The organism is Veillonella nakazawae (assembly GCF_013393365.1).
In the GTDB taxonomy this organism is placed as follows: Bacteria; Bacillota; Negativicutes; order Veillonellales; family Veillonellaceae; genus Veillonella; species Veillonella nakazawae.
The window spans coordinates 454624-472390 of record NZ_AP022321.1; the positions used below are offsets into that span (position 1 = coordinate 454624).

The following is a 17767-nucleotide window of genomic DNA, read 5'->3' on the forward strand; positions in this document are numbered from 1 at the left end:
ACCTATGAGACGAATTATAATTGCTGCCATTCTAACTGTAATCAGTGCTGTAGGGGTAGGTACATCCTTTGCTGTAAATGATTTACCAAATTTTGGCGAATGGATGAAAACCAATGAACAACAGTTTAGAAAACCACATAGACATGATGGTTCTAATATGCATATGGACCAACATATGATGGATGGAAATAATCAAATGATGCCTCAAGATGGTATGGGGCCAAATAATGGTCAACATATGTACCAAAATTGTCAAAACCAAATGATACCTCAAGATGGTATGGGGCCAAATAATGGTCAACATATGTATCAAAATAGTCAAATGTCTCCGCAAGGTCAAATAGGGCAACAAGGTCAACCTGACCAAATGCCTCAAGGGGGACAACCAAATGGTAATGCGCCTCAACCACCTGTGGAACAAGGTGCACCACAGACTACTCAAAATCAATAGTATTCTATTGATTCTTTTCTCTCACAACACTTTTAGAGTGCGTGGTCATGAAAGTGCATTCATGGCCACCGTAGAGCCATACACTCTACGTGATACATTCGTATCAGAATCTCTCTCTTACACACAATAACTACACACAAACAAAAAGAGCTCCTCAGTGAAGGAGCTCTTTTTGTATCTGTTTATAATTTTATTTGATGTGTTTAGAACCACGTTCGGTCATAGCTACGCCATCTTTACAAAGAGGGCATTCTTCCTGTTTATATGTAGGAACTTCGAGGTTAAGCAATGCTTGTACTTTTTCGTGAGGTACGCCGAATTCTGCTTTACCACCAGAGCGGTTAACGAGCAAACCTACACCTACGATTTCACCACCGGATTGGTTTACAACATTTACTACTTCTTGTACAGAACCACCAGTTGTTACGATGTCTTCAACGATAAGTACGCGTGTGCCTGGCTCAATTTTAAAGCCACGGCGCAATGTCATAACACCTTTTTCGCGTTCTGTGAAAATTGCACGTGTGCCAAGTGCTTTACCCACTTCGTGAGCTAGTAAGATGCCACCAGTCATAGGGCCAATAACAAGCTCAACGTTTTGATCACGGAAGCGTTCAGCTAATTCTTTACAAAGTGCTTCTGTATATTTTGGATGTTGCAATACATTGAATTTTTCAACGTACATTGGGCTGTGGAGTCCAGATGTCAAAAGGAAGTGACCTTCTAAAATAGCTTGAGTGTCGATCAATAATTGTTTTACTTCTTGTTCTGTCATCATTTGGATACATTCTCCATTTCTTCAATAATTAAACGAACTGCTTCACGAGGATTTTCAGCTTGTGTAATAGGACGGCCGATAACGAGGCGAGATGCGCCATCTTGTAATGCGCTAGCAGGAGTAGCAACGCGTTTTTGGTCGTCTGTTGCTGCAAAGGAAGGACGAATACCAGGTGTTACGATGAGGAAATCATCGCCACATGCTTCGCGAATCATCTTAGCTTCTAAGGCGGAGCACACAACGCCATCCATCCCACAATCTTTAGCGAGCTTAGCAAGGCGAATTACTTGGTCGGAAATAGGTAGTTGGCCACCGATAGCAGTCCAAGATTCATCGTCGAAACTAGTTAGAGCAGTGATAGCCAATAATTTTGGTCGCTCAACGCCTAGTGTTTCACCGCTTTCACGAGCTGCCTCTACAGCGGCTTTCATCATGACAGGGCCACCTTGACCATGCAAAGTGATTAAACTAGCGCCGAGACGTGTTAAGGAAGAAACTCCATGGGCTACGGTGTTTGGAATGTCGTGCAATTTCAAATCAAGAAATATTTGTTTGTTTTGCTCTTGTAAAAAGCGAATTGTTTTTGCTCCTTCGGCGTAGAATAGCTCCATTCCGACCTTGTAAAAGCTAACCGAATCACCGAGGGATAATACGATTTCTTTTACAGCATCCATCGTGGATACGTCAAGGGCAACGATTAATCTGTCATCTGCCATGTTGCAACCTCCATACTACATATATATCTAAATAATTTTCACATACAGAGGGCCCATCTGTCAATTAAAATTGATGTGAAAGAGGTGATTATTGGTCACCTTTAAGCGGTAGATTATAGACTGTTTCATGCTATAATAAGGAGAGTAAATGAATATAATTCTTATATATAGATTTTGAAAGGAGTCCTATGTTAGATTTTGTTGCATTAGACTTTGAAACAGCAAATAAATTTAAAAATAGTGCGTGCTCCTTGGCGGTTATTACCGTAAAGGATGGACAGATTATAAAAAAGGCATACAGCCTTATTAAACCACCATTTATGAGCTTCGATGATGAATGTATTGAAATTCATGGCATTCAACCAAAGGATGTTATCCACGAGAAAACATTTGATCAATTGTGGAATGCTATCTACGAAAATCACTTAAAAGGGAATATCATGGTAGCTCACAATGCAAAATTCGATATGAATGTATTGCGTGCTACACTGGATTACTATAAAATCCCTTGGCCTGATCTTGATTATGCATGTACGGTGAAACTTTCACGTGCAGTATGGCCAGATTTAGTAAACCATAAGCTAAACACGATGGCCGCATATATCGGGGTTGAGTTTAAACATCACTACGCATTAGATGATGCGGAAACATGTGCTAAGGTTGTATTAGAGGCGGCTAAAGCTAAGGGCGTTAATAGCTTGCCAGATTTATTGAAGGCTACAGGTGTACCACTAGAACCATTTATTGATGACAAAAATCGCGCTGCTCAAGAGGCTTTACATAAAGAACCTGAGCCAGAGCAAATGTCGTTCTTTTAGTAAGGAGAGACACTATGTTAGGTAAAGAATTATTATCTTATGTGGATCATACACTATTGCGTCCTACAGCTACATGGGATGATATTAAAGAAATTTGTGATGCTGGCGTAGCCTATAAAACAGCATCTGTATGTATTCCACCGGACTTTGTAGCTTCCGCCCATGAAGTGTACCCAGACCTTAATGTATGTACTGTTATTGGTTTTCCTTTAGGCTATGAAACGACAGAGGTTAAGGTGGCTGAAACAAAACAAGCCCTTGCAGAAGGGGCCTCTGAAATCGATATGGTAATAAACCTCGGCGATGTAAAGCAAGGCGATTTTGAGGCTGTAACGAATGAAATCGGGGCCCTTAAAGAGGCTTGTGGCGATAAAATCTTAAAGGTTATTATCGAAACTTGTTATCTTACCGACTCTGAAAAGGTGGCCCTCTGTAAATGTATCACCAATGGTGGGGCAGACTACATTAAAACTTCTACTGGTTTTGGTAGCGGTGGCGCTAGCCTTGAAGACATTCGTTTATTCAAGAAGCATATCGGTCCTAATGTAAAAATTAAGGCTGCCGGTGGTATTCGTTCTATCTCTGACATGAAAGCCTATATTGCAGAAGGTTGCAGCCGTATCGGCGCCAGTGCAGCAGTAGAACTACTTAAAGATCATTTAGACGAAGAAGTATAATAGAAAACCACCTAGGCCGTGCTTAGGTGGTTTCTTAGAATGGCGGTATAACCATGCGGATGTATGATATTATTCTAAAAAAACGGTCTAATTTACCCTTAACAGATGAGGAACTTCGTTTTCTTATCTCAGGCTATGTAAATGGGGACATCCCTGACTATCAAGTGAGTGCCTTATTGATGACCATTGTATTTAATGGGATGAATGCTCGTGAACTAGGCACATTGACTATGGCAATGGCACAATCGGGGCACATGGTAGATTTGTCCAATATTGATGGGATAACAGTAGATAAGCATAGTACTGGTGGTGTAGGGGATAAGACAACTCTTATCATAGGACCTTTGGTAGCTGCTTGTGGAGGCAAGGTGGCGAAAATGTCTGGCCGTGGTTTAGGTCATACGGGTGGCACTATCGATAAGATGGAAGCTATACCAAATTTACAGGTGTCACTAGACCAAGAAGCATTTATTGACCAAGTAAATCGAATTGGTCTTGCCGTTATCGGACAATCTGAAGGGCTGGCACCTGCAGACAAGAAGCTATATGCTTTGCGTGATGTAACAGGCACCGTAGATAGTATCCCTCTAATTGCATCCTCTGTAATGAGTAAAAAATTAGCCTCTGGGGCACAAGCCATTTTGCTGGATGTAAAGGTTGGTAGTGGCGCCTTTATGAAAACCATAGACGATGCTCGCGCATTGGCGAAAGCTATGGTAGATATTGGAACGGAAAATGGCCGCTCTGTTAAGGCTGTTTTAACCGATATGGACCGACCACTAGGTCACGCCATTGGTAATGCTTTGGAAATTCGTGAGGTTATTAACACCTTGAAAGGTCATGGCCCAGAGGATTTAACTCATGAATGTCTTATCATGGCAGCTCATATGCTCGTGTTGAGCCAAATTTGTGATTATGAAACTGCTCTCAGTCGCGTACAACAGGCCCTTAATTCGGGATCAGCTCTTGAACGATTGCGCATGATGATTGATGCTCAAGGTGGAGACAGCCGAGTTCTTGATGATGAAAGCTTATTAGCAATCGGAAAATTTACCTATGATGTTACAGCGCTTCAAGATGGTTACATTACACACATGAATACAGAACAATGTGGTATTGCATCTGTTATGCTTGGAGCTGGTCGTACCGTTAAGGATGGTCCTATCGATTATAGTGCGGGCATCGTAATGCATAAGAAAACAGGTGATACTGTTCGAGCTGGTGAAAGTATAGCCACCTTGTATGCTTCAGATGAAAGCTTGCTCGCCAATGCTAGTAAAACATATTTAGAGTCAATTACCTTTGGCAAAACTGCACCAATTGTAGTGGATACGATTCTTGATATGGTGGAATGAGGATATCCATATGATAGAAAAGGAAACTGATATGACGGAACAGGAAATTCAAAAGCTTATTGATCGTGCCATAGTAGCTCGTGAGAAAACCTATAGTCCCTATTCCCATTTTGGAGTGGGTGCAGCCCTTCTGTGTGAGGATGGGGCAATCTATGAAGGTTGCAATATAGAAAATGCATCTTATGGTTTAACTAACTGTGCAGAACGAACTGCTATATTTAAAGCCGTATCAGAAGGTCGTACAAATTTTAAGGCCCTCACCGTAGTTGCTGATACGGAAGGGCCTTGTGCACCATGTGGTGCCTGTCGTCAAGTGATTTCTGAATTTGACATACCACAGATTATCTTGGCTAATCTAAAAGGAAATTATAAAGTTATTAGTCTTGATGAGTTATTACCATTTAGATTTGGTGCGGACAGCTTATAGTAAAAAAGAGACCACCGATGTGGTCTCTTTTTTGTTATACCTTAGAATGCAGGAACAATTGCACCTTGATATTTATCTTCAATGAATTTTTTGATTTCAGGGGTATGAAGAGCTTCCATCAATTTTTTGATGCGAGGATCGCTTTCATTGCCTTTAAGTACAGTTACGATGTTTACGTAAGGGGAATCTTTAGATTCGATTGCCAATGCATCTTTACTAGGGTTAAGACCTGCATTTAATGCATAGTTTGTGTTAATAGCTGCTAAAGCTACATCGTCAAGAGAACGAGGTATTTGAGCTGCTTCTAATTCAACAAATTGGTAACCATTAGGATTGGAAGTGATATCTTGAATTGTAGATAAGATATTGCTGGAGTCTTTCAATGTGATAAGACCTTCTTTTTGCAATAACAATAATGCACGACCACCGTTTGTAGGGTCATTAGGGATAGCGATTTTAGCGCCTTTAGGAAGATCTTTTAAATCTTTGATTTGACGAGAATATAAGCCCATTGGCTCAAGGTGAACACCACCAGCAGATACTAGTGGAAGGTTGTGAGCTTTTGCGAACTCATCCATGTAAGGTACATGTTGGAAGAAGTTTGCATCGATTTCTTTATCACCCAAAGCAAGGTTTGGTGTGTTGTAATCAGTAAATTCTGTGATTTGTAAATCAATACCATCTTTTGCCAAGATAGGTTTAACTTGTTCCAAAATTTCTGCGTGAGGTACTGCTGTAGCACCAATTTTTAATACTTGTTTGCCGTTGTTAGCAGCTTGTTTGTTATTGTCATTACCGCAACCAGCGATCAATAAAGCACCGCCAAGGATTACAGTAGCTGCTAATGCTAAAAATTTTCTCATTAGACACACTCCTTTTACAATCATTTCATATAAAATATTACATTTATAGTACTAAATTATTTCCTATCTATCAAGAAGGAATTATTACGAGTTCTCCATAGCTTAAAGTTATACCAAAAAGAGATTTCCAAACTAGTATCTATAAATAGTTGATAGTGTTTGGAAATCTCTCTTTATTTTATGTAACTGTATTTAATGTATGTACGTATTGGTAAACACTTATTTGCTAATAATTGTATCTATGGTTCAACCTTATTTACCTATGATAAGTCCAATGGACCACATGATTTGGTAAATCATTGCGGCCCCTGCAGTGGTCCCCATTACCTTGTCTAGTAGGAATTCATCTGTTTTAGTACTTAAGGTATGTACTGTTTTGAAAGCTAGTGGTGCTGCGAGAAAGGCGAAGAGGGAGAACCATGTCATGTGACCTACGATGATCCATGCAAGGATCCAAATGAAATTGAATAGGTAGGTGACGCTCATTAAACTGAGGGCACGTTCACGACCCAATACGATTGGTAATGTACGACGACCATGGCTTTCATCATTTCGAATATCACGAATGTTATTCGTGAGCATAATGGAACCAACGAGCAATGTAGATGGAATAGCAGGGATTAATAATGCTAAAGATAAGTCTCGCGTCCATGCGTAGCCTGTAATGAGGACGATGGCAAAACCCATAGCAATACCAGAGGAAATTTCACCAAATGGTGTGCGAGAAATTGGTTTTGGGCCACCAGAGTAGAGAAAACTGATGAGAATGCAAAGAAAACCAGCTGGAATATAGTACCAAGTGATAGTTGCCGATAGATAAAGACCGATGATAATAGGTACAACCATGAGTACCTTAATCATGGTAACGATGAGCTCTGGTGTAATGGCACCACGGGTGATAGAACCCGCATTGCCGACCTTCTGCCCCGCATCGAGACCAGATTTGAAATCTTTATATTCATTCCATAAGTTAGCAACAATTTGAGCTGTTACAACAGCTAAAAATATTAAAATCGTATGGAAAATGGCGAGACCTGTACCTTGTGCAGCCCCAAATGCGTAATAGCTAAAGGCAGCACCTAAAATAGTAGGCCCTAAAGCAGCCACTAATGTACGAGGCCTAGTGAGTGGAATTATTTCTTGTATCATAATAAAAGCACACCAAGTGTGCACTCCTTTCTATTTCTCATACCATATGTTTACATATCTATTTAAGTATTGTATAGCAGAACTGATAGGTTGTAAATTACACTATACAGTTATACATCTCAATATAGTATAATAATTAGTATATGCAGTATAGATTATCTTTTTGAAATCTTTATAGATGCAGTACAGGTTATGAATATAATCTGTATACATAGTGTATTGTTAAATCGTGAGGTGTCTTATGAGAGCTCTCAATAAAAAAATGATGACATTGGCTTGTGCGACGTGCTTAACTGTTGGCATGGGTGCAGTGGCATGTGCTGATACAGTAGATTTAGGATATGGCTTGTATGGCAATACGTCTCCTACAGTGAAGGTAGCTAAGGTTATGCATGTTTCCACTGATCCTAAATTGCGTAATCAAGAAGAAAATAATTTTCTTAAAATGACAAATAAAACTGCTATTGATGTGGTTAATAATACTGTGAAAGCACAAACTGGTGTTTCTGTTGAACCGATGAAGGGGGATGTTCTTGATGGTTATTCCCTCTATCAATTACAAGGAACTGACAAACAAGGTCACCATGTAGGGCAGTTAGTTGTTGTAGACTATTCTAAAAATGCTATAGATCAAGTGATTAATATGAATAAGACTATTTTAGAAAAGGTTCCAGATGCAGAAAAAGCTAAAATAAAAAGCTCTATCTCTAAATATGTAGATTCCTACTCTAAAGAGAAGGCTCAACAACAATTACAAGGTTTGAAGGGCAATACGATTGAAGGTGCTAAATTAGCGAAAGATTTGAAGATGCTAAATGATAAGTTACCTGCTCACATTATGGGGGTAGTTGATAAAATGCTTGCTACAGAAAAGAATTTATCTCCTAAAAGTAAAGAAGAGCTCCGTTCTTATGTAGACTTTATGGCAAAACAAGTGAGCCTAGATGCAACTCATGTAGGATATAAACCTGTTCAAACACGTTATGGTACGGCTGTAACAGGCGATTTGCGTGGTGGTCTTAGCTATGATGGTTTTAGAAATTCTTATGCTTTGATTGGTTATGCCGTTCCTACAGATAAAGGTGTATCCTTACAGATTTTATCATCTGATGATTCTAGCTATGATTATTGGGCTAATGAGTTGAATCATATGTATCAAACACAATCTCTCAAGGGAGGTAAATAATATGAAATCTTTGAAAGTATTGGCTTGTGCAGCCTGTTTATTAGGTACTGTATCTGGCGTAGGTTTCGCTAAGGATGTGCAAACTATTGCAGGTTCTATGGTAGTGCCTAACAATGTAAATGTTGTTTCTGCATCTAAAACAAATACACGTGATTTTGTAGAAAAACAATTGAATGAGAACCCTTCAAAATCTTCAATGGCAAATATGATGGCCAAGGAGCTTCTTCAAAACTTTGGCACTACTTTTGACGTATACCAATTAAAAGGTGCTGACAAAACAGGTCAAAAGGATGCGTTAGTAGTAGCTGTAGATGTTAAACAAATAGCACAGCAAGTGGCTAAAGATAAGACAAATGATCCTATGTTTGTAGCTGCAATGGCAGCTCTAGATAAAGGTCAAATTGATCCTGTTACAGAGCAACTCATGCTAGGTGCCATTAACAAGCAAATTCCAACTACTACAACTGTAGTCCCTTTAAATGATCCGAAACGTTATGCTAATCTTAAGACTCGGTCAGGTGAACTGCTTATAAAACCTAGAACGCTTACCGTAGAAAATGCGGAACAAGTACATCCTGTGGCTGGTACAAAATATCAAACTTATGCAGCAAGTTCTCGCTTGTTATATGCGGATGGAAATGTACAAACTCCGCTTTATGCAAATACTGCATTTGTGTTAAAGCCAGGCAAACCGGTACTATACGTAGGTGTAACAACTGATGTACAACGGGATTATTTCAAAACGATATTTGACAACGCCTTCAAATCTATTAAATAATTTATGATAGATATGCTTTCACGAAGTATGTCATTTACAAGGTAATTACTAATGTGAGTATGGCGGCATTAGAATGATCTATATTATTTTCAATTATATTTTAAAGGAGAATTATTATGAACACAATTCACACAGACAAAGCTCCAGCAGCAGTAGGTCCTTACTCTCAAGCTAAAGTAGTACGCGGTTTATTATTCGCTTCTGGTCAAATTCCACTCGATCCTGCAACTGGTTCCATTGTTGCAAGTGGTATCGTAGAGCAAACTGAACAAGTATGTAAAAACATTGATGCTGTATTGGCTGCAGCAGGTTCTGACTTCTCTGAAGTTATTAAAACTACTTGTTTCTTGGCTGATATTGCTGACTTCAAAGCATTTAACGAAGTGTATGCTAAATATTTCACTTCTAAACCAGCTCGTTCTTGCGTAGCAGTAAAAGACCTTCCATTGGGTGCTTTGGTAGAAGTGGAAATTATTGCGGAAGTATAAGATGGATTATATTTCCTTATTACAATCAGAGATGCGTCCTGCCTTCGGGTGCACTGAGCCAATTGCATTGGCTTATGCGGCTGCGAAGGCAGTCTCTGTTTTAGATGAGTTTCCTAACCATATTCACGCACGATGCAGCGCGAATATTATTAAAAATGTAAAATCCGTAGTCATTCCTAACTCTGGTGGGCGAAAGGGCCTTCAAGCGGCTGCTACCCTTGGTGCTATCGTAGGTCATCCTGAGCGTGAGCTAGAGGTATTAGAATCTGCTACAGATGAAGATCGTAAATGGCTTGGCACATTGCTAGATGCTAACTTCTGTACGGTCTCACTCGCTGAAGGTGTAGATAATCTTTATATTGAAATCACTGCTGAAACAGATGAACATACAGCAGTGGTTCGCATTGAAAATGACCATACGAATGTAACCTATGTTGCTGTAGATGGTGAGATTGTGTCTGAAACAATCAATGAAATTCAGAAAGCAGCCAAAACCGAATATGCAATGACCTTTGATAGCATTTACGAATTTTCTAAAACGGCAGATATTTCTGGCATCATTCCTCAAATCAAACAGCAAGTAGAATACAATACGGCTATTTCTCGAGAAGGTTTGTCTAATGATTATGGCTCCAATATTGGCCAGCTCTTGTTGTTGGATGAAGAAAACCCGTCTCTAGAAACAAAATGTAAAGCTCGTGCAGCGGCTGGATCCGATGCGCGTATGAGTGGATGCCCATTGCCTGTTGTAATTTGCTCTGGCTCTGGTAACCAAGGTTTAACCGTATCTGTACCAATTATTACGACTGCCGAGGAACTTGGTAAAAGTGATGATGAACTTTATCGAGCGCTAGTCTTTGCTAACTTGTTAACACTATACGTTAAATCTGGCATTGGTAAATTATCCGCCTACTGCGGTGTTGTATCTGCTGGTGTTGTAAGTGTAGCAGGTATTGCCTTCTTGAAAGGTGATAGCAAGGATATCATCGAGAATACCCTTGTAAATGGTCTTGCAAGTCTATCTGGTATCGTATGTGATGGTGCAAAACCATCCTGCGCAGGTAAAATTGCAATCTCTCTTGATGGCGCCTTTATGGGATATAAACAAGCACGCCTTAATAAGAACTACCAAAAAGGCGATGGCCTTGTAGCATACTCCGTTGATGAAACCATCCGCAGTATCGGTACTGTGGCTCGAGGTATGAAAGAAACGGACGTAGTTATCTTGAATGAAATGCTAAAACACTAATTTAGCTAAAAATATAAGCCCCCGTAAGGGGGCTTTTTTAGTGTAATTTTTTAGGATCTTTGAGTATCAATGATGCCCCAAGGCCCATTACGAGGAATGGCACGAGTGTCATCATAGCAACAGGTAGGGAGTAGGTATCTGCTAGGTTACCTACGACAGGAGCGATGACGCCACCGATAGTTTGGCTCACGCCGAGGGTGATACCCGATGCAAAGCCGATACTTTTGGCTAGATATGTTTGACCTAGTACGATAACTGGGCTGTAGCTAATTGCTTTAGCAGCACCAATCATGAGTAGTAGCAAGTAGGCTACAGGCATCATGATGAGTGGTGAGAAGGTTGGCACCTCTGTTAATAGGAACATAGCAGGTAACCAAACTAATAGGGATAGTCTGATAATTTTGATAGGACCATATTTATCGCCCAATAGACCGCCAATATAAGTCATGAAGATGCCGATACTAAAGAATACGGTTAATGCAAAGCTACCTTGTTCAGGGCTTGTACCGAGTTCGCGAGTCCAGAAAATCGGAATAAACGCATTAATAACGCGGAAGTTTACTGATTGGCTCAAGATAATAATGAACAAGATGCCAAAGTATTTCCAGTAGTTCTTCAGCGGTTTTGCCGCCACTGTTGGATTTTCAGTAGCTACTGCTTGGTCGATAGTACGTGCATGAGCTACGATGCGAGGCATTAGTACGAACAATATAGTAGATATAATAATACCTACTACGGTGAAAGCCGCTAATCCATGTGGGCCCACTGTATAGGCGATAGCACCTGCAAAGAGTGGACCAAAGGCGAATCCTGAGCTGCCGCCGATAGCAAAGGTCCCCATGGCCTTACCTTTCTTGCCACCACCGAGACGATTCATAATCTTCGCGCCTTCAGGATGGAAAATGGAAGAGCCAACGCCAGCTAATGTAGCACAAACGAGGAGGCTTTCATAAGAGGTAACAAAGCCCATCATACCTGTACTACATGCAGATAATAAAACGCCGAAGGCAATGAGCCGCGGTTGATTGATCTTGTCTGATATATAACCTAGTAAAGGCTGTAATAATGATGATAACGCTGTATTAGCTAAGATGAGAAAACCTGCTTGCTCTAAGCTCAGTCCATAGGTATAAATGAACAGAGGTAAGAGGGCAGGCAACACACTTTGACAGGAGTCGTTGATCATGTGACTCACTGTAATGAGATAAGGGTAATATTTTTTCATAGTAGTGTCCCCTTGAGTCTATTTAATAGCAGTAATTATATCTTGTGTATATTATAACTCATAAAGTTACTAAAGTATTGATAAATATAGATACAAAAAAAGCGCTAACCATGGTTAGCGCTTTATATAGTTCAGTTGGCAGAGGAGGAGGGATTTGAACCCCCGCGCCGGTTGCCCGACCTACCGCATTTCGAGTGCGGACCCTTCAGCCTCTTGGGTACTCCTCCGTGCTTTACGGCGCTCTTTAAAGAAGTCTTTCATAATTTGGCTGCATTCATCACCAAGCACACCAGATGCTAGTTCTGGTTCATGATTTAAACCAGGATGAGAGAGCACATTGAATAGCGATTCCACGGCGCCTCCTTTGTAATCACTTGCACCATATACAACACGATCAATACGACTGTTAATAATGGCTCCAGCGCACATCGGACACGGCTCTATCGTAACATACAGGGTACAACCAGTCAACCGCCAGCGCTTGAGTACATCGCATGCTTCTCGGATTACGAGGACCTCTGCATGGGCCGTTGCATCATGATCGAGTTCACGACGATTGTGGTGGCTCGAAACGACAGTATTATCTTTTACGAGAATGGCACCGATAGGGATTTCTCCAAGTTCATAAGCCTTTCGTGCTTCTTCCATGGCAATGGCCATAAAATATTCGTCCCGTGTGCGTTCATCCATATTTTCAATGTCTGTAGGTGTAATGTCTTTTGTCATTGGCATACCTCTTCATGTATAATATCTTACATAAAGTCTATCATAGTGTACGCAGTTATGCGAATAGATTATTTGGGGGAATTATGGACATTATTTGGTATATATTTGATATGATTGGCACCATTGCCTTTGCTGTATCCGGTGCACTCGTTGGGGTATCCCGGAAGATGGATATATTTGGTATGACTGTCCTTGCATTGGCTACTGCTATTGGTGGTGGTATTGTACGGGACGTGTTGCTCGGCTATTTTCCGCCGAATTCATTGCGAAATATAGTGTATGTTACTGTTGTTTTAGTGGTAACTGTTATCGTGTTCTTAATTTATAACAGCCGATATCGCAAGCATGCGATGGGGCCTCGTAGTCGAGCTAGTTACTTGTTGGCCGATGCGTTAGGGTTAGCATCATTTACCGTAACAGGTGCTTCTGCAGGTTTTAAACTCTATCCAGAGTTACCTATCTTTATTGTGTTGCTCGGTACAATCACTGCTGTTGGTGGCGGTATTATCCGCGATATGTTGGCGCAACGCATCCCATCTGTTTTGAAAGAGGATGTATATGCCTTGCCTAGTATTATTGGTGGCATCGTTTATTATCTTATGGTCACATCGAGTTGGGACAATATGGCCGTATATGGTGCTTTCACAGTAGTACTCGTTATCCGTCTGCTAGCCCTCAAGTACAATTGGAGTCTGCCTAAGGTAGGAAAAACCAAGCCGGTTGCGAAATAATAGTCAAATGATATAATTATAATATTGAGCATATGAACATTTCATAAAAGTGTCAGAAAAAGAGAGTATTATAAAACAGTTAATTTCGCGAGTCGGGAGTACTCGCTACACAGAAGGAGATTTGATTTATGACGAATAAATGGTTGAAAGTAGCACTTATGGCTGCAGCTATCGCTACTGGTACATCTATTAAAATTGATGCGGAAACCGTGTTGTATGTACCTCAAGATGATCGCCCTGTAAGCTTACAATATACTGTAGATACAGCTCGCGAAGCAGGTATGACTATATTGACACCACCTCAAAATTTGATTTCTGGTAAGAATTACCAAGGTCAAGCAGATCAAATCATGGCTTGGGTTGAACAAAATGCAGGTCGTGCTGATGTGATGGTATTGAGTACAGATACGCTTATTTATGGTGGTCTTGTAGACTCTCGTAAACACAACATTCCACTTACTACATTGGAAAGCCGTTTAAAACGTATTGAATCCTTAAAAGCTCGTAATAAAAACGTGCGTATTTATGGTTTTGGCACTGTAATGCGTTCTCCACGTGCTAGTGGTGGCGGCACTGAACCAGCTTATTATGCGGAATACGGTCCTACTATCTTCCAAATTGCCGCATTGCAAGATAAATTAGACTCTGGCTCCTTAACACAAGAGGAAACTCAAAAATTGATGAGCTTACAAGCCTCTGTTCCTGTAGAATATTTACAAGACTGGTTTGACCGCCGTCAAAAAAATATGAAAATCAACAAAGAGTTGATCGACGAAACTCGTAGCGGTGTATTCGATTACTTTGCATTGGGCCATGATGATACATCTCAATTGTCCCAATCTGCATTAGAAGGTCGTTACTTAAGTAAATACTCTAAGGATATTCCTGCTGAGAAATATGGTAGCTTCCCTGGTGCCGACCAACTTGGGCTCTTGTTGATGGCTCGTTCTCGTACAGATGAAAGTACAGAAAAACCTACATTCTCTGTAATTTACCCACTCGGTGGTGGCGGCAAAACATTGCCAGGTTACGAAGACCAAACGATTGATAAAACAATTGCTCAACACGTTGAGGCCGTAGGTGGCACAATGGTGACACAAGGTAAACCAACTGTGTTGTTAGCAGTAAATACACCACTTACTACAAGTACTGGTGAATCTGAAAGCTTCGAGAACTTCCCGATGATTTCTAATTCTACAAATGCTTTCGTAGATCGAATTCAACAAGCTGTTGATTCTGGTGTAAACGTAAGCGTTGCTGATATTGCTTATAACAATGGTGCGGACAATACATTAGTAGCTGCTATGTACAAACGCGATATGTTATACAAAATCGGTGCGTACAATGGTTGGAATACCGCAAGTAATACGGTAGGCTACGCCATTGCGCAAGGGGTATTGCTCAAAACTATGAGCCCAGAAGGTCACCGTAAAATGTTGACTCAACAATATTTGGATAACTGGGCGTACCAAGCAAATATCCGCAAAGATATTTACCGCATGCAAGATTCTATTCGTACAGATAATGTACGTTACTCTGGCGAGTTGAATGAACGTCTTGAAAGTTACTTAGGCGAACGTATCCAAGATTTCGCTGAAAAATATCTTAAAGTTGACCCTCGTACAGTAAAAGCTACATTCCCTTGGGGCCGTCTATTTGAAACAGATATTACAATCTACGATAAACCTGTAGTGCCTCTTGAAAAAGAATTGCGCTTGAAACGTGAAGCAGAGGCAAAAGCTAAAGCTGAAGCAGAAGCTAAGGCTAAAGCAGAAGCAGAAGCTAAGGCTAATGGTCAAGCTGCGCCAGCACAACCTGCTCAACCAGCAAAGACAACAGCTGCTCAAACTACATCATCTGTAATTCCAGTAGTAAAACAACCGGCAACAACATCTCAAGGTCCTCGTATTGTACCAACACCAGCAGTTGTACCTGGTCAATAATGAATAGGGACTGGCTATGAAAAAAGCATTTTTACCGGAAATTACTTATATGCGTGGCCTCTGTATGCTCGGTGTAATCGGCATTCACGTAGGTTCTTACGCATTACAAAATCCTTTTGTAAATTTAGAACTCATTAGCGTTTTAGAAATTCTATCGCGCTTTGGGGTGCCAGCATTTTTCTTCCTTTCTGCATTTGGATTGTTTTATCATACCTCTGTAGAGGGACCATTCTCATATAAGGAATTTATGCACCGCCGTATTCAGGTGGTGCTATTTCCATATATTACGTGGTCCATATTTTATCTGCTCTACACAGGACTGACGGCGCATAACCTTGGTAATTTACATCCGGGACCATTGGCGGTAAATTTATTGTTTGGTACGTCTATGTATCATCTGTACTTTATGGTTATCCTCCTATGGTTCTATGTGATGATGCCACTATGGCGAGCTATGGTGAAAGTCATTTTAAAACGCCCTGTATTTTGGATGGTTCTATTATTTATCATCCAAGTTGGCATCGATTATGTTTCGTCTTACATGCTCGGCCGGTGGGTAACAGAACACCTCAGCAATAATCCTGTCTTGAAATATCTCTTTGATATGAGACTTAATTATTGGGTTATCCATTATGTGTGGATATTCTTGTTGGGTGCTGTATGTGCTGAAAGATATGAAACGGTATGCGAATACATGTGGCGCTATCGCTACTTATTAGGTGTTAGTGCGGTAGGTTCTATTTTATTGATGCTCGGATCCTACTACTATGTCATGGACGTATGGCATTATACTGTTCTAGAAGCAATCTATACAGTTCATCAAATGAGCCCAATGGGTGTTCTCTATACGGGATTGGGAACGCTATTTAGCTTGTTCTTGTTCCAAACCTTACCAATGAATGCGACTATGGAGTCCACTTGGTCGGAAATAGGGGATAAGTCCTATGGTATTTATTTATCACATCCATTCTGGTTGTTAATTATCTCTGGGGTGATGGCTAAATACAATCTTTTGTATACAGTGGTCAATGTACTTGCCATGTATGCTATGGCGCTAGGCCTGTCCTATTTGACTGCCGTGACATTAAACCATGTACCTAAACCATTACGTAAATTTATATTAGGACATTAATAATATACATCCGCTAGGATATAGTTTTTAACTATGGTATCCTAGCGGATTTTTGTATATCCAAGTTATATCTTTCACTAAGTAAAGTGTGAAAATTTGAAAGTAATTGTGATATAATAAGTCCATGATGATTACTACTTGATAGAGTAACGATATAGAAAAAGAGGTGCTCCTATGCAAGAATTAACATATTTTAATGGCGAATTCGTTGAACCAGGTGCCAAAGTTATCAGTATTGATGACCGTGGTTATTTGTTTGGTGACTCTGTATACGAAGTGGTACGTGTTGTAAAAGGCCGTTGCTTCGCATTGTCTTACCATCAAGATCGCTTGTATCGCTCTATGCGTGAAATGGATATTCCAGTAAAAATGACCCCAGATGATTTAACAGAATTGCACGAAATTTTAATCGAGCAAAGTGAAATCAAAGAGGGCTATATTTATTTGCAAATCTCTCGTGGTGTAGCGCCACGTCATCATGCATATGATCGTTCTAAACTAGAACCACAAATGCTCATGTCTATCCGTAATTTGGATATGGATGCAGTTAATAAATTGGGTGAAGGTGTAAAAGCAATCGCATTGCCTGATGAACGTTGGGATCATGTAGATATTAAAACTACTAACTTGATTCCAAATATTTTGGCTCAAACTAAAGCGGAGAAGAAATTTGCTTATACTGCCATGTTGTTCCGTGATGGCATCTGTACAGAAGGTGCAACATCTAATGTATTTGTTGTCAAAGATGGTATCTTGTACACGCATCCAGCAGATAATCATATCTTAAAAGGTATTACGCGCCAAATGATTTTGACCCGCGTAGCACCATCTCTAGGTATTACTCTCATCGAAAAAGAATTTGACCGCGCCTTTGTAGATGATGCGGACGAATTATTCTTTACCGATACAATTGGTGGTGTCATCCCAATTACTAAGCTAGACAGAAATCCAGTATCTGGTGGTAAACCAGGTGCTATTACACTTCGTCTACGCGAAGCACTAGAAAAATTGATGGAAGAAGGTTTGCCTTAATAGGTAATCTACTTTCATTACATGGTAAACTTTTACCTTAAGA

General features: G+C 40.3%; 19 protein-coding genes and 1 tRNA gene. 13 read left to right on the top strand and 7 right to left on the bottom strand.

Annotated features, from left to right (window positions below; genetic code table 11):
* The first annotated feature begins 4 nt into the window (after positions 1-4).
* Positions 5-451, top strand: coding sequence for a hypothetical protein (locus VEIT17_RS01970; RefSeq protein ID WP_005387933.1), 447 nt, complete (start codon positions 5-7; stop codon positions 449-451).
* A gap of 190 nt (positions 452-641) precedes the next feature.
* Here the strand turns inward: VEIT17_RS01970 and pyrE are convergent, their stop codons facing one another.
* Positions 642-1229 carry an orotate phosphoribosyltransferase gene (gene pyrE / locus VEIT17_RS01975; RefSeq protein ID WP_178884519.1) on the bottom strand — a complete coding sequence of 196 codons (588 nt, stop codon included), beginning with the start codon at positions 1227-1229 and terminating at the stop codon, positions 642-644.
* Positions 1226-1945, bottom strand: a complete 720-nt coding sequence (pyrF, locus tag VEIT17_RS01980; RefSeq protein WP_178884520.1) for an orotidine-5'-phosphate decarboxylase — start codon at positions 1943-1945, stop codon at positions 1226-1228. Before pyrF ends, pyrE begins: the two co-directional genes overlap by 4 nt.
* Before the next feature lie 188 nt (positions 1946-2133).
* On the opposite strand from pyrF, the gene VEIT17_RS01985 reads away from it, so the two are divergent.
* From VEIT17_RS01985 to VEIT17_RS02000, 4 genes are read left to right on the top strand one after another with little or no spacing between them, the layout of a single operon-like run.
* Positions 2134-2763: a 3'-5' exonuclease gene (locus tag VEIT17_RS01985; protein ID WP_005387936.1), complete on the top strand. Its 630-nt coding sequence runs from the start codon at positions 2134-2136 to the stop codon at positions 2761-2763.
* Between the two features lie 14 nt (positions 2764-2777).
* On the top strand, positions 2778-3440 hold the full coding sequence (gene deoC / locus VEIT17_RS01990) for a deoxyribose-phosphate aldolase (RefSeq protein ID WP_178884522.1): 663 nt from the start codon (positions 2778-2780) through the stop codon (positions 3438-3440).
* A 53-nt stretch (positions 3441-3493) separates the two neighbouring features.
* Positions 3494-4795, top strand: coding sequence for a pyrimidine-nucleoside phosphorylase (locus VEIT17_RS01995; RefSeq protein WP_178884524.1), 1302 nt, complete (start codon positions 3494-3496; stop codon positions 4793-4795).
* Between the two features lie 10 nt (positions 4796-4805).
* Complete coding sequence (locus VEIT17_RS02000) at positions 4806-5222, top strand: cytidine deaminase (protein WP_277872758.1); 417 nt, start codon at positions 4806-4808, stop codon at positions 5220-5222.
* A 41-nt stretch (positions 5223-5263) separates the two neighbouring features.
* Here the strand turns inward: VEIT17_RS02000 and VEIT17_RS02005 are convergent, their stop codons facing one another.
* Both VEIT17_RS02005 and menA read right to left on the bottom strand, forming a co-directional pair.
* Positions 5264-6085, bottom strand: coding sequence for a MetQ/NlpA family ABC transporter substrate-binding protein (locus VEIT17_RS02005; RefSeq protein WP_178884526.1), 822 nt, complete (start codon positions 6083-6085; stop codon positions 5264-5266).
* A 252-nt stretch (positions 6086-6337) separates the two neighbouring features.
* Positions 6338-7234 carry a 1,4-dihydroxy-2-naphthoate octaprenyltransferase gene (menA, locus tag VEIT17_RS02010; RefSeq protein ID WP_178884528.1) on the bottom strand — a complete coding sequence of 299 codons (897 nt, stop codon included), beginning with the start codon at positions 7232-7234 and terminating at the stop codon, positions 6338-6340.
* Positions 7235-7475: 241 nt separating this feature from the next.
* Here menA and VEIT17_RS02015 point away from each other — a divergent pair, with 241 nt between their 5' ends.
* From VEIT17_RS02015 to VEIT17_RS02030, 4 genes are all read left to right on the top strand, one after another.
* Complete coding sequence (locus tag VEIT17_RS02015) at positions 7476-8420, top strand: hypothetical protein (protein ID WP_178884530.1); 945 nt, start codon at positions 7476-7478, stop codon at positions 8418-8420.
* Between the two features lies 1 nt (position 8421).
* On the top strand, positions 8422-9198 hold the full coding sequence (locus VEIT17_RS02020) for a hypothetical protein (protein WP_178884532.1): 777 nt from the start codon (positions 8422-8424) through the stop codon (positions 9196-9198).
* Between the two features lie 116 nt (positions 9199-9314).
* Positions 9315-9686 carry a RidA family protein gene (locus tag VEIT17_RS02025; protein WP_005387948.1) on the top strand — a complete coding sequence of 124 codons (372 nt, stop codon included), beginning with the start codon at positions 9315-9317 and terminating at the stop codon, positions 9684-9686.
* Between the two features lies 1 nt (position 9687).
* The gene (locus tag VEIT17_RS02030) at positions 9688-10935 is read left to right on the top strand and encodes an L-cysteine desulfidase family protein (protein WP_178884534.1); all 1248 of its coding nucleotides are present in this window, start codon (positions 9688-9690) and stop codon (positions 10933-10935) included.
* A 37-nt stretch (positions 10936-10972) separates the two neighbouring features.
* Here VEIT17_RS02030 and VEIT17_RS02035 read toward each other — a convergent pair whose 3' ends face one another.
* The 3 genes from VEIT17_RS02035 to tadA all read right to left on the bottom strand — a co-directional run bounded on the left by VEIT17_RS02035 (position 10973) and on the right by tadA (position 12886).
* On the bottom strand, positions 10973-12160 hold the full coding sequence (locus VEIT17_RS02035) for an MFS transporter (protein ID WP_178884536.1): 1188 nt from the start codon (positions 12158-12160) through the stop codon (positions 10973-10975).
* Between the two features lie 136 nt (positions 12161-12296).
* Positions 12297-12387 (bottom strand) — tRNA-Ser (locus VEIT17_RS02040).
* The gene (tadA, locus tag VEIT17_RS02045; RefSeq protein WP_197923046.1) at positions 12341-12886 is read right to left on the bottom strand and encodes a tRNA adenosine(34) deaminase TadA; all 546 of its coding nucleotides are present in this window, start codon (positions 12884-12886) and stop codon (positions 12341-12343) included. The genes VEIT17_RS02040 and tadA overlap by 47 nt, the downstream gene beginning before the upstream one ends.
* Positions 12887-12969: 83 nt before the next feature.
* Here tadA and VEIT17_RS02050 point away from each other — a divergent pair, with 83 nt between their 5' ends.
* The 4 genes from VEIT17_RS02050 (at position 12970) to VEIT17_RS02065 (ending at position 17724) form a co-directional block, all read left to right on the top strand.
* A complete protein-coding gene (locus tag VEIT17_RS02050) occupies positions 12970-13617 on the top strand; it encodes a trimeric intracellular cation channel family protein (RefSeq protein ID WP_039969616.1) in 648 nt (215 codons plus the stop codon).
* Between the two features lie 128 nt (positions 13618-13745).
* Positions 13746-15560 (top strand): DUF4127 family protein, encoded by a 1815-nt coding sequence (locus VEIT17_RS02055; RefSeq protein ID WP_178884538.1) that lies wholly within the window; start codon positions 13746-13748, stop codon positions 15558-15560.
* A gap of 16 nt (positions 15561-15576) precedes the next feature.
* A complete protein-coding gene (locus VEIT17_RS02060) occupies positions 15577-16692 on the top strand; it encodes an acyltransferase (protein ID WP_178884540.1) in 1116 nt (371 codons plus the stop codon).
* A 174-nt stretch (positions 16693-16866) separates the two neighbouring features.
* Positions 16867-17724 (top strand): aminotransferase class IV, encoded by an 858-nt coding sequence (locus VEIT17_RS02065; protein WP_178884542.1) that lies wholly within the window; start codon positions 16867-16869, stop codon positions 17722-17724.
* Positions 17725-17767: the final 43 nt, after the last annotated feature.

Coding starts and splice junctions, on each gene's coding strand:
- VEIT17_RS02020 (WP_178884532.1), top strand. CDS start 8,422: ATGAAATCTTTGAAAGTATTGGCTTGTGCAGCCTGTTTATTAGGTACT.
- tadA (WP_197923046.1), bottom strand. CDS start 12,886: ATGACAAAAGACATTACACCTACAGACATTGAAAATATGGATGAACGC.
- deoC (WP_178884522.1), top strand. CDS start 2,778: ATGTTAGGTAAAGAATTATTATCTTATGTGGATCATACACTATTGCGT.
- pyrE (WP_178884519.1), bottom strand. CDS start 1,229: ATGATGACAGAACAAGAAGTAAAACAATTATTGATCGACACTCAAGCT.
- VEIT17_RS01995 (WP_178884524.1), top strand. CDS start 3,494: ATGCGGATGTATGATATTATTCTAAAAAAACGGTCTAATTTACCCTTA.
- VEIT17_RS02005 (WP_178884526.1), bottom strand. CDS start 6,085: ATGAGAAAATTTTTAGCATTAGCAGCTACTGTAATCCTTGGCGGTGCT.
- menA (WP_178884528.1), bottom strand. CDS start 7,234: ATGATACAAGAAATAATTCCACTCACTAGGCCTCGTACATTAGTGGCT.
- VEIT17_RS01970 (WP_005387933.1), top strand. CDS start 5: ATGAGACGAATTATAATTGCTGCCATTCTAACTGTAATCAGTGCTGTA.
- VEIT17_RS02015 (WP_178884530.1), top strand. CDS start 7,476: ATGAGAGCTCTCAATAAAAAAATGATGACATTGGCTTGTGCGACGTGC.
- VEIT17_RS02055 (WP_178884538.1), top strand. CDS start 13,746: ATGACGAATAAATGGTTGAAAGTAGCACTTATGGCTGCAGCTATCGCT.
- VEIT17_RS02050 (WP_039969616.1), top strand. CDS start 12,970: ATGGACATTATTTGGTATATATTTGATATGATTGGCACCATTGCCTTT.
- pyrF (WP_178884520.1), bottom strand. CDS start 1,945: ATGGCAGATGACAGATTAATCGTTGCCCTTGACGTATCCACGATGGAT.
- VEIT17_RS02030 (WP_178884534.1), top strand. CDS start 9,688: ATGGATTATATTTCCTTATTACAATCAGAGATGCGTCCTGCCTTCGGG.
- VEIT17_RS02065 (WP_178884542.1), top strand. CDS start 16,867: ATGCAAGAATTAACATATTTTAATGGCGAATTCGTTGAACCAGGTGCC.
- VEIT17_RS01985 (WP_005387936.1), top strand. CDS start 2,134: ATGTTAGATTTTGTTGCATTAGACTTTGAAACAGCAAATAAATTTAAA.
- VEIT17_RS02000 (WP_277872758.1), top strand. CDS start 4,806: ATGATAGAAAAGGAAACTGATATGACGGAACAGGAAATTCAAAAGCTT.
- VEIT17_RS02025 (WP_005387948.1), top strand. CDS start 9,315: ATGAACACAATTCACACAGACAAAGCTCCAGCAGCAGTAGGTCCTTAC.
- VEIT17_RS02035 (WP_178884536.1), bottom strand. CDS start 12,160: ATGAAAAAATATTACCCTTATCTCATTACAGTGAGTCACATGATCAAC.
- VEIT17_RS02060 (WP_178884540.1), top strand. CDS start 15,577: ATGAAAAAAGCATTTTTACCGGAAATTACTTATATGCGTGGCCTCTGT.